General features: G+C 53.6%; 16 protein-coding genes. 2 read left to right on the top strand and 14 right to left on the bottom strand.

Annotation, left to right across the window (positions count from 1 at the left end; genetic code table 11):
* Positions 1 to 87: 87 nt before the first annotated feature.
* Positions 88 to 396 (bottom strand): hypothetical protein, encoded by a 309-nt coding sequence (locus HV261_RS25820; protein WP_191608549.1) that lies wholly within the window; start codon positions 394 to 396, stop codon positions 88 to 90.
* Positions 397 to 924: 528 nt separating this feature from the next.
* On the opposite strand from HV261_RS25820, the gene HV261_RS25825 reads away from it, so the two are divergent.
* Together HV261_RS25825 and HV261_RS25830 are read left to right on the top strand one after the other, a co-directional pair.
* The gene (locus HV261_RS25825; RefSeq protein ID WP_191608550.1) at positions 925 to 1,173 is read left to right on the top strand and encodes a type II toxin-antitoxin system CcdA family antitoxin; all 249 of its coding nucleotides are present in this window, start codon (positions 925 to 927) and stop codon (positions 1,171 to 1,173) included.
* Positions 1,170 to 1,481, top strand: coding sequence for a CcdB family protein (locus HV261_RS25830; protein WP_159137298.1), 312 nt, complete (start codon positions 1,170 to 1,172; stop codon positions 1,479 to 1,481). Before HV261_RS25825 ends, HV261_RS25830 begins: the two co-directional genes overlap by 4 nt.
* 6 nt (positions 1,482 to 1,487) lie before the next feature.
* Here the strand turns inward: HV261_RS25830 and traT are convergent, their stop codons facing one another.
* From traT to HV261_RS25895, 13 genes are all read right to left on the bottom strand, one after another.
* On the bottom strand, positions 1,488 to 2,219 hold the full coding sequence (traT, locus tag HV261_RS25835) for a conjugal transfer complement resistance protein TraT (protein WP_008324891.1): 732 nt from the start codon (positions 2,217 to 2,219) through the stop codon (positions 1,488 to 1,490).
* A gap of 146 nt (positions 2,220 to 2,365) precedes the next feature.
* Complete coding sequence (locus tag HV261_RS25840; RefSeq protein WP_191608552.1) at positions 2,366 to 3,055, bottom strand: hypothetical protein; 690 nt, start codon at positions 3,053 to 3,055, stop codon at positions 2,366 to 2,368.
* A gap of 1 nt (position 3,056) precedes the next feature.
* Positions 3,057 to 6,299 (bottom strand): conjugal transfer mating-pair stabilization protein TraG, encoded by a 3,243-nt coding sequence (traG, locus tag HV261_RS25845; protein WP_137366880.1) that lies wholly within the window; start codon positions 6,297 to 6,299, stop codon positions 3,057 to 3,059.
* Positions 6,299 to 7,663: a conjugal transfer pilus assembly protein TraH gene (gene traH, locus HV261_RS25850; protein ID WP_117343957.1), complete on the bottom strand. Its 1,365-nt coding sequence runs from the start codon at positions 7,661 to 7,663 to the stop codon at positions 6,299 to 6,301. The genes traG and traH overlap by 1 nt, the downstream gene beginning before the upstream one ends.
* A gap of 186 nt (positions 7,664 to 7,849) precedes the next feature.
* Positions 7,850 to 8,449 carry an F-type conjugal transfer protein TrbB gene (gene trbB / locus HV261_RS25855; RefSeq protein WP_008324897.1) on the bottom strand — a complete coding sequence of 200 codons (600 nt, stop codon included), beginning with the start codon at positions 8,447 to 8,449 and terminating at the stop codon, positions 7,850 to 7,852.
* A complete protein-coding gene (locus HV261_RS25860) occupies positions 8,439 to 8,666 on the bottom strand; it encodes a hypothetical protein (RefSeq protein ID WP_008324899.1) in 228 nt (75 codons plus the stop codon). The genes trbB and HV261_RS25860 overlap by 11 nt, the downstream gene beginning before the upstream one ends.
* A complete protein-coding gene (locus HV261_RS25865) occupies positions 8,663 to 9,112 on the bottom strand; it encodes a hypothetical protein (RefSeq protein WP_191608553.1) in 450 nt (149 codons plus the stop codon). The genes HV261_RS25860 and HV261_RS25865 overlap by 4 nt, the downstream gene beginning before the upstream one ends.
* 10 nt (positions 9,113 to 9,122) lie before the next feature.
* Positions 9,123 to 9,905 carry a type-F conjugative transfer system pilin assembly protein TraF gene (traF, locus tag HV261_RS25870; protein WP_104652352.1) on the bottom strand — a complete coding sequence of 261 codons (783 nt, stop codon included), beginning with the start codon at positions 9,903 to 9,905 and terminating at the stop codon, positions 9,123 to 9,125.
* Complete coding sequence (traN, locus tag HV261_RS25875) at positions 9,902 to 11,758, bottom strand: type-F conjugative transfer system mating-pair stabilization protein TraN (RefSeq protein ID WP_104652353.1); 1,857 nt, start codon at positions 11,756 to 11,758, stop codon at positions 9,902 to 9,904. The genes traF and traN overlap by 4 nt, the downstream gene beginning before the upstream one ends.
* On the bottom strand, positions 11,755 to 12,375 hold the full coding sequence (gene trbC, locus HV261_RS25880; protein WP_159137304.1) for a type-F conjugative transfer system pilin assembly protein TrbC: 621 nt from the start codon (positions 12,373 to 12,375) through the stop codon (positions 11,755 to 11,757). Before trbC ends, traN begins: the two co-directional genes overlap by 4 nt.
* A gap of 10 nt (positions 12,376 to 12,385) precedes the next feature.
* Positions 12,386 to 13,384 carry a conjugal transfer pilus assembly protein TraU gene (traU, locus tag HV261_RS25885; protein WP_008325100.1) on the bottom strand — a complete coding sequence of 333 codons (999 nt, stop codon included), beginning with the start codon at positions 13,382 to 13,384 and terminating at the stop codon, positions 12,386 to 12,388.
* Positions 13,381 to 13,704, bottom strand: a complete 324-nt coding sequence (locus HV261_RS25890; protein ID WP_159137305.1) for a hypothetical protein — start codon at positions 13,702 to 13,704, stop codon at positions 13,381 to 13,383. The genes traU and HV261_RS25890 overlap by 4 nt, the downstream gene beginning before the upstream one ends.
* 55 nt (positions 13,705 to 13,759) lie before the next feature.
* Positions 13,760 to 13,981, bottom strand: a complete 222-nt coding sequence (locus HV261_RS25895) for a hypothetical protein (RefSeq protein ID WP_008325098.1) — start codon at positions 13,979 to 13,981, stop codon at positions 13,760 to 13,762.
* Positions 13,982 to 14,016: the final 35 nt, after the last annotated feature.

Here is a 14,016-nt window from a genome sequence, read left to right on the forward strand (position 1 = left end):
TGAGGTGATGACGTGGTCTGTGATAAAAAGGGGGGAAACAGGCTATCGCCGTCGCAGCGACAGAGAACCGGAGAAAAAATATCCGGGTTATTCGATCAGGCTCAGTTCATACTCCGCCTGCAGACATCCGGCCTGCCAGTCTTTTTCATTGACCAGCATGGCCAGAAACCGGACCGATGCGGCCACATCAACATAACCGGCGGCATGGCGTTCACAGGCTTCCATGCCCCAGAAAGTGAACACATAGCCTGCCCAGTAGGCTACGGTCGCCATGCGGTGATATTCGGGGAGTGAGCCAAAGACGCTCAGAAAAGCCTTTGCTCTGACCAGCTCGCTTTCTAACTGGATGAGTGACCAGAGTTCCTCTGAACAGCCTTCATTCACACAGGGGTTCATTGTGTTATTCCTCATATGTCAGGCAGATAACCGGGTTCTCAGAGATTTAAGGGCACCGGAAGTAAGACACCGCAGCGCATATAAGACTGCGTCACCGCCTTTAAGAAGAAATCCGCAGAACCAGGTGCAGAACAAACCACCAGTAAGGCAGAGCAGGAAAGTCGTCAGTGGGAGAAGTACATCCCATTGAGGAAACCCACTGTATTTCAACGCATTCAGATATGAGAAGAACATTGAGTGTGACAACTGATACTTAATAATGTCAGGGCCGTACATTTCCATGAGCAGGATTGTCGAGACAATTGTGATTAAGACGTAAGACAGAACGGACAAGGCAGTGTGGGAGTTGTATGAGTTCATGATGATTGACCTTTGGTTGTTAATAATTCAGCGCTCGCCGCAAACATGACTGCACCTGTGCAGTCATGTGAGGAAGCGAAGTATCACAGGGATAACCACGGGCACTTACGCTCAGGAGCATAAATGCGCTATATTTATGCGCATACATGATGCGCAAAGGATTTAACAATGAAAACGACTATGCGGTCGCGCAAAAGAAGCACCAACATTTCGCTGGATGCCGCCCTGGTGGACGAAGCGAAGATGCTTAACATCAATCTTTCCGCTGCCCTTAACTCTGCGCTTGAACACGTGGTCCGTGCTGAACGTCAGGCCAGATGGCGACAGGAGAATAAAGCGGCTATTGATGCCATGAATCAGTTCACCGCTGAACATAGTATTCCCCGCAGCAGTGCAGGACTGAGCGTGTTTAAATGAATCAGGGAACAGTATTCAGAAAGCTGGATAATCCGGAATACCCGTATTTCCTCATCGCTCAGTCCGATCAACTTATCGATCTCAACACCCGGGTCATTATTCCTTTTGTCCGGTGGCGTCAGTCATTACCCGGGATGAGCAAAATTAATCCCGTTGTTAACATCGATGGTGAGCGATACATTCTGATGACACAGCTGATTCAGACGGTTTATCTTCATGAGCTGGATGAGGAGGATATTCACAGTTACCGCCCTGAGATGAGAGACCTCATCGTCAGCGCGGTAGATTTCCTGACAACGGGAAGTTGAAAGGGGTTACATAATGCCGGCGATGGATTTGGCCAGCTGCGCTTCCAGAACGGGTTTTGCCTCTTCAAATTTGAGGTTAACCTTGTTGGCGTTGGATACCACGCGGGTCTGATATTTTGCCCTGTTTCCCTCTTCTGTACTGGTCTGCACCTTAACACCGGAGGTTCCCTGCTTCAGGGCAGCAATATTATCCGTCGTAACTTTGGCTTTGCTGCGTTCGGAGATTTGCAGATCAGTCACCATTGTATAGTTAACATCTTCCACCATCGCATCCGCGGCCATACCAATCAGGCCGGTGGCCAGTCCGACACCCAGGGTCGCACCTGCTGAGCTGGAATTGTAGGCAGTGATGCCGGCTCCCAAAGCAGCGCCCATTGCCGCACCTTCATAACCGGTTTTCAGGAATCCCTGGGCTTCACGCAGGTCCATCTTTTCAGCTTTCAGCACATTCGCCTGAATCCAGAAATAAGCACCATCAGGTGAACTGGTGACACGATACCCTTTTGCTGCCAGTTCACTGGTAATTTGAGACTGAAGGCCGGACATGTCTTTGTCAGAGGTATTGCGGATCTGGAGGTAAACCGTTTTCTCAGATGAAGGTTCCAGCCAGATGGTTTCGCTCATCTGCGTTTTAACTTCGAGATTACGCTTTTTCACCGCTGTGGACATGGCGCCACAACCAGACAGTGCCAGGGTGGAGGCAATTAAAGTTACAACGGCATATTGTTTTAATTTCATGTATTTTCCTTTGCATAAAAAAATGTCCTGCTAACGGCGGAGCGCTAACAGGACTGTTATCGGCAGATTAGATGAATATTTTAGGTTTTAAATAATTGGAGTTCGTAACTAAATGTGGAAAAGGGAGTCAATCGCTCCCATTACTCTTAGTAACCACGACTAGGGTCATACGTATTTGAAGGTTCGTTGAAGTTTGTTCCCCAACTGTTCCCGTGTATATCCAAACCTGAGATACCTCCAGCCATTGGCATACCCGAGGCAGGGTTTACAACTAACCCATGATCGAAAGCATCATTCGAGGAACTATTTAGAGGAATGCTAAAACCATTATTTTGAAAGCTCGTTTCACCACCTGAAAAGCTAACTATTTTCATGTCTTCCGTGAGTATGTATTGGGTGTCATTATCAGCAAATGGTTGAACCATTCCACCTCTGCTGACATATAACCTGCCAGTCTCTTCATCCCTTAGAATGATATTATTCTTATATCTGCTGGTTGGACGAAGGACTACACCCGCATAGCCGAAAGCTATGAGCGAATGAACGACAATCCCAGCTATTAGTACACTGTCTGCATCGCTTCCCACGAAACAAACTAAGGATGTAAGTAACAGAGTAAGCAGGATGTTACTAAGCAGGGTGATTTTTAAGCCACTACCTTTATTACCGCTTAGTAACTTCCAAAAGCATATCAAATATATCGAGCTGGGAATTATTGATAAGACCATACTTTTGGCCATGAACTGCGCATCATAAAGCAGTTGCTCGCTTAATGAATAAGTCGCATAAATGCAGATTGGTATGAAACAACAGTAAGCACTTATTTTTTTGTTCACCCTACACTCCTGTTCTTTTCCTTAATTCAACTACTTTTTTCTGTAACTCATCAGGTTGGAGATCATTAAACGGGTTTAATTTACTTGATTGGTCGAGTTCAGCCTCAGTACGACCAAGTTTAAATCTACTTTGACCAATTAAGCTCTCTCCCTTCAGAATATCACTGGATGCCTGAACAGTAGATTGTTTTTTGTCAATTTCGCCAGCAGATTTATTCATATTTCGTTCAATTTCAGATCGTTGTCCCGCAACCTGCCGCTGTAAATCATTTTGCGCTCCAAAACCCTGCCCGGACTGACCGTGTAACCTCATCTCATTCTCTCTGTAGACGTCCTGCATATCATTGCCGGTAACATTTCCCCCTCTGATAACAGTGCCACCCCGCGTCTGGATGTCACCTGGCGAGCCATTTTTAATCACATGACCCTGGCCCTGAGACGGGGCCTCTGTTACATCTGCCCCTGAACCAGAATACGGTGCTGAAGTACCAGAAATGCCGCGATTATTCCCCCCCTCCCGGTCATAATGTTGTTCAGGTTGCCCGGTATAAGTTCGGGTTGTGACTCGCGAACCTGACTGTTCATACTCCTGACCGCTCTGAGTCCCTGACGGATACACCCGATCATGCTGTACATCATAGCCACCACCCGGGCTTTCATGACCCTGCCCTGCGGTCTGCGTGTTAGCAGGAGAGTACGGTCCGCCTGCAGGCACCTGGGCTCCAGAGTCACTGTCACTCATCGATGACGAGTGAACTATATGGGCGCCACTGAAGGCAGGATGCTCTGCCCCACTTTCAAGGTCAGACCGCCCCTGATGGTAATCCCCCATAATTTCAGGTTTAAGACGTTCATTGACGAATTCCATCGCTGCTTCGCGCGCGCTTGGAGCACTTGTCAGCATACTCTGTGCCTTATCGCCATACCTATTCGCAGCCCAGTCCACAAACTCTTGGGTGTAGTTGGTATCGAGACTGGCACTCTGGTTCTGCGCCAGCGTTGCCATCCGGCTGAATTCGCTGCTGTTGGTGGAGCTGGTTGTGTACTGATGATACTGGCTTTGCGCATCATTCAGTGTGGCGGCAAACTGCTGGACATTGCTGGTCGCTGCATTCTGTGCATGACTTGAACCGTCCGTCACACGGCTGCTGGTAACCATATCCATCCCCTGGCGGAAATCATTAACAGTCTGGCTGTTCTGGTCATGGCGCGTATCTTGTGAATGAGAGTCTGAGTTCTGAATCCCTCTAGAACTGCCAGTTGAATGTCTTATGTCGCCTGAAACACTTCCTTCAGCACCTAATTTAACGACACCTAAATTAACACCGCCCCCTGCAGTACCTTTAATACCTGCAGATACAGAACCCTGATTACTTATATCCATCAGCTTGTTATAGGCTTCCTGGGTGGAAATGTTATTTGCTTTCGCGTAGCTTTCCGCTGCCGACATCATCATGCTGGCACCACGCGTGGCGTTAGCCACCTGGCTGTTCTCACTGCCCTGCGTCAGACTGTCGCTGGTACCGGTCTGGTTTGACACCTGCGAAAGCTGTGACCAGCCACTGGTGACACTGTGGTTATAGCCATCCAGCGCGGTCTGCGCCTGAACCTGCGACTGCCGCGCGGACTCCTGGAACCCGCTGCTGGCCAGCTGGCTGAGCCGCATATTCACCGGCAGGTTTGACATCGCCCCTGAACCATCTATCACCGTGTGACCACCGGCAGTCATCGTCTGCGAGGAACCATTATCAGCCTGCCAGGTCTGCTGGCCCTGACGTTGCACCAGGTTGGTATCCATCTTGTTCTGGTTAACATTGTCCATCGACATGTTGTTAAACGACCAGTTCCCGTCTGCCGTGGTTGATGACACGCCGGCTGCCGTGAACGCCGCCGAGCTGAGCATTCCGCCCGCCACCTGGGAACCTATGACTGCGGCCCCCCGGGTCAGGTAATACGACAGTACCGGTATTGAGAGCGACAGATAACCGGCCAGATTCGCCACATCCGAATGCTGGAGTGCCACAATATCCCGGTTGGCCAGGACCAGAAGTGTCCCGCCGGTCTTTGACTGCAGCCAGTAGTTCGAGGCGTAGTTGAGGATCGCAAACATGATGGGCCACATCTGGAAATAGATGAACCCACCCACATAGATCTTCAGTGTGGTCAGGCCGAAGAGACTGTGGCTGGTTGCTGCCAGCGCTATCATCAGCGGGAACAGACACACCAGGATCAGCATCAACAGTGACTGCGCAAACGGCAGCGTCCTTGTGGCCAGTTCCGTCCCGGATGCCCAACTGAGACGCTGTTTGGTCGCCGCGTTTTCTGTTGCAAGATTCAGCAGGTTGGCTGTATCCGAGGACCGTGCCGCAAATCCTTTTATCCCCTGGCGCACTGCCGTGTTGGTGATGTTGTTCTTCATGATTTGCGCCGCACTCATCCCCCCGGCATAGAAGTAACCATAACTGTCTCCCATGGCATTCGCGAGCAGGGTCGCCCCGTTGACCTTGTTGCCAAATATCTTCTGTGTCAGCCAGGTGAAGGTGGCGCTCCCCAGGTTCGCTTCAATATTGGCCAGGGTTTTGATTTCCGCTGCCGCCTGCTGGCAGGTCAGAAACTGCCGTGAAGAGGACGTCATTTTAAAAATACCGCGTAACGGACTCGGGTTGCTGGTGATGAGCGTCAGAGGGTCAGTGGAATTCAGCAATTCGTTGATCGAATATTTGCCGTTAAGCAGAATGTCTCCTATCACACAGTTTTCCACATAATCCGGCAGCATCTGTGCCAGTTCAGGATTCTGCGTGGTGAAATCACTGGTTTCGGCCACAATCTGCGAGCCAAACAGCATCCCCGTCCGGCTGTAAGTCACCGAGTCAGGTCTGGCCATCAGGGAGTCGTACAGCGAACTCATCCTGTAGCCGATACTGGTCGACAGCGAGGCAATCCCGGCAAGCCCGACCGGCACATTATCGGTTTTCCAGACCGCGCCCGGGTCAGAGATATCGATAACCTGCACAGAGCGTTTGGGTACCAGCAACACCGTGCTGATAATCATAAAGACAGCCAGCCAGTGCACAAACACCATCGGGTTGTGCTGTTTGATAAACAGGACAAGGGCGGCCAGCACCCCGAAGGTGCTGGCCATGCGCAGAAGTGTACTGAAGGTACTGGAGCCAATGAGGGTGACAATCGCATCCAGCGCTGTTTTCCACATCCCCCCGCCATAGATGGTGTAAATCTCAAGCATCAGCGCACCCCCCAATGGTAATTGCTCTGGTATGAGCCCGAAACGATCGTGGAAACCTGCTGTTGCAGGTACTGCATGTTGCGGTCAATACCATCCAGCGCATTCTGGTCTGCGGCGGACTGCAGTTTCATATCAGCCAGCAGCCCCTGAGCATGAATGACGTTGTCACGCAGCTTCGCGGCGGCTTCCTCCGGGAAGTTCTTTCCGGCCAGTGACATGCTGGCCTGTTTAACCAGCTCCTGCAGATACTGGATCATCAGGTCCTGCGCGATAAAATCGGACACCTGCAACAGATAGGTGGCACTCATTCCCATACTCTGGGCATTGGTCAGGTATTTCAGCACCGGTACCGACGTGGTGTTCACAAACCCTTTTTCCTGGTCGGTCAGCGGCCGGTCATCAACCAGCTTGTTCTGCATGGACAGCATCAGGTTCTTGACCAGTGTGACAAGGGCATGTGACTCGGAGATACTGAGATTAGCCACCACCGGCCCCAGGCACTGTGAGGCTTCATCGCATCCATACACCTTTGCCGTCCCGCCGCGCATCAGCACTTTGATCAGGTCGCGGTTATCAACCAGCGGAGTCAGGATAGTGACGTCGCCGTCCTTGTTAAATATGATGGAGCCGACCGTGCTCATGACCAGCTCTTTCAGAGCCCTGTCACCGCCCAGTAACCCATTTTTACTGAGTGAATCCCAAATGAGATTTTTGTTTTTCAGTACCTGGTCTTTCTCAGCATCACTGGCTTTGCTGGTTACATTGTCGCCCTGTTTCCCGACGGTACACCCCTGACGCGACGCAGCCCAGTCAGCAAATAAGTGGTTTTCTCCGGCGATGTCCTGACAGATTTTTTGCTGGGATACCTGCGTCACCGGCCACAGCCCGCCGATGATGCCCTGTGCCGCCTGACACGAACTCATGTTCATCGAGTTCACATCGCTGGCCAGTTTCTGCAGGAAGTCTTTGGCCTGCTTCAGCTCGGGCACCATTGTCTGCAGTGCCAGATCGAAGGCATATCCGAGGGCGTTACTCATAATCTGTTTGGCAAAGCGCTGGATTTCCTCGCCACTGATCATACTGAAAGCCCCAAGATAGGAATCAATCCCGCCACATCCGGCGTTCAGAGACGGGAGCTGCATCGAGATAAGCTGGACATTTTTCACCGGGTTACGCAGGTAGACTGACCCACCTGAAAAGTAACCGGCCGCCTGTCCCTGCCAGGCCTGTGCCTGGGAGACGTTACCGCTGTAGCCGAGACTGCCAAAAAATCCGTTCAGGTCGCCATTGACGTCGGCCTGTGCCGGGGACACGGACAGACCGTTAAAAAAAATACCGGCAGCGACCGCCAGTGGCTTAATCATTAGCATTCTCCTTTGGTTCAGGCGTCTGTAGCTTCAGCTCCGTTGCTAAAAACGTCTCTGCCAGCCTGCCGACGGGGAAGCCAGAACATGTTGCGGACACAGGCAACGTCAAGCTGGATGAAAGCCAGACGCGCCCGGTACGCGATAACGCATACGAATGTGAGGTCATTTTGTAGTCCGGTTGGTTTACTGAGGGGTAGCCTGGCTGCTTGCCGGCATGGGTGGCAGCATTTTCGGGTCAACATTGTCCAGGTCAGCCTGAATGAGACTGGCCATACGGCTTTCAAGGGCGGGAATATCCATCATCCCCTGGGTCAGCGGGTAGGCTTTGAGCGTATTGACGTTCACCATGAACGCCGTTGGTGTGGCAATCGGCAGCCCGTTGCCAAAGAACGTGATAATTTCATCCGCTATGGGAGACGCCGGATCGGTTTTTCGTGGGATCAGCGGTGTGGGAAACGATGTATCACCGCCTCCATCGAGCGTATACGGATAGATTTTTATCTGATGCTGATCGGCCCAGCCTTTAACCAGTGGGTCAAATTTTGCGCTGTACTGGCAGTGAGCCTGCATAAACAACACCACCGCATAGTCCTTCATATTTGCCTGACGACCATCGGGTAACGCCATCAGGCTTTGTGGTGATACGGCGGATTGCGGTCTGGCAGATACCCCGGCCGGAACGTTCGTTTTTGCGGCATCCAGCGCGGCCAGCTCATCACGGACACCTGCGCCGGCCAGCAGAGGAAACATAAGAAGCAGACTAACAGCGAATTTACCGGCCATGCGTCACCTCCCGGGCTCGTCTGGCGAGCCATTTCAGCCGGCATTCGTGCACGGCGGTGATGGCCAGCAAAACAGCCGCCACTGCCCACATCAGATACCCGGCCCACAGCAGCAGGCCCTGGGTGAACGTCACGGACACCGAAATTAACTCACTGAGGCACTTCGCCACCATGCCCCACCAGAAAAGAGGAACCAGCCTTACAACACATGATTTCATGATTTCATTTTCCTGAAAACGTTATGGGGAATGGAAACACCAGGGAACCCGTTGAATAGCAGCCAGATGACCAGCCCCAGCAGGGCGGACGTCAGATACAGGGAACGAATGGCGCTGTTCGTCTCTTTCTGCCAGCCCATTGCATCCACATGGACAGTCTCCCGGGTGCAGATGACCGGAGGGGCGGGTTTTATCTGCCTCACGGTTTCCGCCCCGGTTTCTTCGGGGGGTAACGGCACGACCTGACACACGGACATATTCACTTTTCCTTCCGGAGTATCCGCAACCAGCGTTCTCGCCTCTGAAAGAAAACGACCGGCAATCGACTCGTTGAAGGACAGCATGATGAACAGGACAAACAGCATCAGGGAAGGGGCCGTCACCAGGGAAAAGAAAACGGCACGGCGCAGTGCCCGGGAGGCACGCGCAAAGGCAAATTTATTCACAGGAGTATCCTTAAGACTGGGGTTTAAAACCGGTGGACACATTCAGGAATCGCTTGGAAAGTTCATCCTGTGTCATGAAGCCGTAAGACAGGGCGCGGAAGGTCTTACCCTTCGGGTCAACCAGAAACAGTGCCGGGAAATGCGTGATATTCATGGTGCGGGACTGTCCCGAATCAGACCGGCTTTGTGGCAACGACGCGGCGACCTGGCCGTCCACCGAAACGGGGATCAGCGATATGCCGTTGGTTTTGGCAAAGTCAGCCACCACGCCGGCCATCTGGATATCAATCGGGTCACTGCCACGATAGAAGTAGAAAAGGCCGTAACGCTGCGCTATCTGTTCCACCGCATTCTGCCGGGCCTGCTGGTCACGGGTCTGCACGAACGGGGCCATACTGTTGTAGTGTGGATATTCCAGGTTGTAATCCAGGTCCGGGTGGCTGAGTTGCGCCGCCGCAAATGACTGACTGAACATCGACCCCCTGTCCGTCCAGAATTTCTGCCAGCGCAGGAACGTCGCCGTATTCTCCCGCGTGGGGTACAGGATGGCGCGGTTCAGCGCCTCCATCGTGTACCCCCGGAGGACCTTAGCCTGCTCCTGCGCCGACAGTTTACTGAGGTCGGGAACCGCCTGCGGGGGCGGTAGTGATGTCTTTTGTGGTTTCTCAGGCGGCGTTTTCGGCTCGTTGTACCAGAACCAGCCGGTAAACGGGTCAGCCGGGGTCACAATGTCCTCAGCCGTGGCGGACAGACTGATGACCAGTAACGCCAGCGCATAAAAACACGGCTTCATTTCTGGCCTCCCTGACTCTTCTGCTGATTGACCTGCGCGGCAATGCGGTCCTTGATGAGCTTCACCTGCGTCCCGGTATCCGGGATTTTCTGGTTGTTCATCAGGTCTTCGTAAAAGTCAGCAAAATTGATCAGGTCGAAGTTGATAGCCTGTAGTTCGCTGATCGAAATCCCCCGGCAGTCCGGGTTTTTACCACTGCCAAAGCCGACATGCAGCTGATCCCGGCGCCCCTGCTCCTGGATAATGCGCGCCAGCTTGCCCTGGAAAACGCAGTACACCTTACTTTTCTGGAGGCAGACGCCCATCACCGCCCGATCACATCGCTCTCCCACACTGACGGTGATTTTTTTCGCTTTCGCCTTCGCCAGTGCCATCTCATCACTGTTGCAGGCCGCCAGTCCCGAGTCTTGCCCCCAGCCTGAATCCTTGCAGCAGTTTGAGAAGCCTGCGACCGCTTTCCGGCAGCTCGTGACCTGACCGGTGAAAGCGCGAACATCCATACCATCCTGGGTGTTTTTCACGTCATCCGCCGCTGATGCCAGCCCGGCCAGTTTTGACACCGCCGTATCAAACCCGCTATCCCCGGCCCCGCCGGTATCACTGCAGTCCCCCGTTTTGCAGAAGTACTCACCCCCGCAAATCACGCCACCAGACGTGAACGTTCGCTGACACTCATAGTTCACTTTTTCGTGTTCACAGTAAGCGCCGTTCTGCGTCAGACACTGTGTGCCGGTCACAGTACAAGCCGGGTCCTTCATCAGTGGTTCGCAGGTACCCTTTGATCCTGACTGAACCAGATACTGGTCTGTATATTCCCAGCAGTCGCTCCAGATCTGCTGGACGACACCATCAATCGTGACCGGGCGGTACCCGCCTGCAACGGAACAGACGCTGGAAACCGGGACCGTCGCTCCCCTGCCGGACATATTGCCGCACGAATCAGTCCACACCAGTTTGGCCACACTGCTGTTTTTTTTGACCCTCAGAACCAGCCTGATGCTCATCGGTACGTGCGTTTTAAATGACTGCGTGCCCGAGCCGTCCCTGAGCTTATGGGGGTGGGACGACGTAAAGGGCACACCGGCGGTCAGCGTCGCCGGTACGGGGGTGAAGCTGACATTCTGATAGTTACCTTTATTGTGCCAGGGAATTTCAGCCCCCAGAATGGAAACGTCCATAAAAAACCGGGGCTTATTACCATGCTGGTTTTGCCATGAATAGGTGGCCTGAATAATTTCGCCCCCCACCTGGGGAACGATGGTGACGATATTGCGTCCGTTTATTTCCTGCATGGGCTGCTGACTCAGCTCGTATTCCAGCGTCTGCGTTTCCCAGGTTGTGTCCCCCTCAATCACAATTTTTGCCGTCCGGTTGCAACTTTGTTCCACCCACACATCCCGTTCACAGGTGTACTTGTCGAACACGGATTTTGAGACCGTGGTTTCCTGGCACTGCTGCGGGTTTCCTGTCCCGTTGATCATATTGCCCGCATTCGACTCCGCACTTTTACCTGCCGTAATAAAAGGGGCTTCAGGGTCAATCACCGGTAGCGGGTTTTTGATCCCGGAGTCGATAATCGCCTGACCGGCCTGGCTGTCCTGCAGGGCGTTCTGCCCTTTTTCTGCCAGCCCGCCGTCACCGCCTTTCACGCCGCCGTAGTAACCACTTTCCGGCGGGTTTGAGGTATAACCAGGAATATCGCCCGTGACCGCGTCCGGATTTTTCAGGCTACTGGTCCCCTGTCCCTTATTCCCTTTCCCAAATTCCGCTCCGGTATTAAAGGCATCACTGGTTGCATCTGCCAGCACCAGTGAGGGCAACAGGATTAGCGCCCCGACAAGACGAGCTTTCATTCTCCCTCCTTCAACAGTTGTCTGGCTGTTGCTGCACAGTCCCCGTTTTCAGCCACTCTTTCCAGAGCCTGTTTCAGCGGAAGGCTGCCGCGAATCACATCAAAATGGCCCGGGCAGGTCACCACCAGAGCCGGTATGGTCGTAATGTGGAATTCGGAATACAGTGTCGGGTCAATCTGAACACCAATGTTTTTATCCTCTTTGGACAGTTCAAACATCGCGCTGGCGGTCTGTCGCAGGTCGTTATTTACCAGTCCACGGAGCGTAGCGGGAATACCGTAACGGTTTGCGTCCCGTAGCATCGGTAACAGACCTTCCCGGGGAAGCCCCAGGCTGACAAAGTAGATGGCTGGGAACATTTTTTTTTCGCCCCCAGGGCTTTCTCCCTGCTGTCGGGCCACATCCCCCTGCATCCGGTTTATCAGCGCCTGTTGTTCCGGCGGCAGAGACAGGGTCTGGCCCTGAAGATTCTGTTTAAACGCGTCCATCGCCTGCTGCTGTTGTTTCATCCACGTCATATCCCGTGGGGACACACCTGCCTGCTCACTGGCTGAGACCAGCGACGTACAGGCCATCAGGGCACTGGCAAGCAGTACCCGGTACAGAGTCTTGTTCATGGGAGGAACCTCATGTATAGACGCAGTTGCGTTTGCGCCAGAGCAGATAACCGAAATTTTTCTTTGAATGGGGCGCGTTGTGCGGTGTCCCCCAGGTCTGGGTACTGGCACCAAACGCGTGGCAACTGTTGGTTTCGGGATACATGTTCACCATCTGGTAACGCCAGCGTTCTTTCGGCACGATGGGTGAGGGATACTGATAACACACGGCATAATCAGCCCCCACCGTATTCATCACCAGACCTTCCCGGTGCAGCTTGAAGGCCATTCTCTCACTGACCAGCAGTGAGGATTCCAGCGGCGAAAACTCCCCGCTGGTATACCCCGTAAAGGGATACATACTTCCCTGACTGCCGGCACACCAGAACAGGGGAGATAACGGTACGCCAGCGGTACTGGCCACCGCATCGGCCGCACAGGCCGCCTGCGCAATCAGGTTGCCAAACAGTGCGGCCTCCGGGTTAATCATCATGGACAGCGTACTGTCATTCCAGAGCGGGTCGACTTCAGACATGTAGGCAATATCCATGTCGCCCCCCTGAAAACAACCGGTGCTGGTCATGATGCTCAGCCACGAAATCAGCGGGTATTTATACCAGTGAACATGGTAGAACGCGCCGGCAGCGGGTCGATCGCTCTGACCGGCGGTGCCGGTTCCCGTCCGCCCGAGGTCTATCTTAAATCCCCCCATGTTGACCATCACCCCGGGCTCGCGGGTCACATCCGTCATGGCCGTGGGCTCCCAGTACCCAATAGCCAGTCCTATCCGGTACAGCACGCCGTATGAACACATCTGAATGGGAATGGAGGGGTTGCTGGTATCCGGCTGCGGTCCGGACGCCAGTTTGATACTCCCGACCGACATCGGAAACAGGCACTTCCAGCAGACGTCCGAAATAGGGTTTACCCATCGTCCCTCCCCGGCATTACTGCTGGCTGCAGATACCTGCCCCGGCGTCCAGACCGTCAGCGCCAGAATCAGCGCGGCAAACCAGACACCGCGTTTCATGGTGCCTCCCGCAGCCAGACACAGACGGGGCCGTCTTCCGTGTCGTGAATGGAGCCGGTAAACCAGCCCTCGCCGGCAGGCATGGAGGGCTGCCACTCACTGATATCGCAGGCGCCATGCTTCCAGGCCTCCGTAACATGGGGAGGGGCGTCGTTCTCCAGCCAGCGAAGTGCGCAGACCAGATTGTTCCGGTGCAGCCAGTTATTGAAGTCAGCCCGGGAGGCTTCATCGCCAGCAGGCTTAAAATAGCGAGGGTGAGTCCAGAAGCCGTTACGGTCACGGGTCACCGCCACCGGTCCGACCGCTGTTGAATGGGTCATGGGGTATCTCCGGATATGCCCGGGCCACCGGGATGATGGCGGGCGTGGGGAAAAATCAGTGGTTCCGGGCGTTGCTGGCCGCTTTCATGATGATGACCAGCCGTTGTTCCCGGGTCATTTCATACAGGGCAAGAATGCCGCCGCGCATTACGGCAGAAGGTTTGTAGAGCGGATTTTCATTGAGGATCTCATCCAGCTGTCTGGCTGAACCTTCATCGTGGCGTAATGACGAGATGGCAACATTCCGGCCCTTTTCACCTTCAGGGTCTTTTTTCATGGCATTACCTTGTCAGGGTTTTAAGAGATACCGGG

This window comes from Citrobacter sp. RHBSTW-00671, assembly GCF_014103415.1.
In the GTDB taxonomy this organism is placed as follows: Bacteria; Pseudomonadota; Gammaproteobacteria; order Enterobacterales; family Enterobacteriaceae; genus Citrobacter.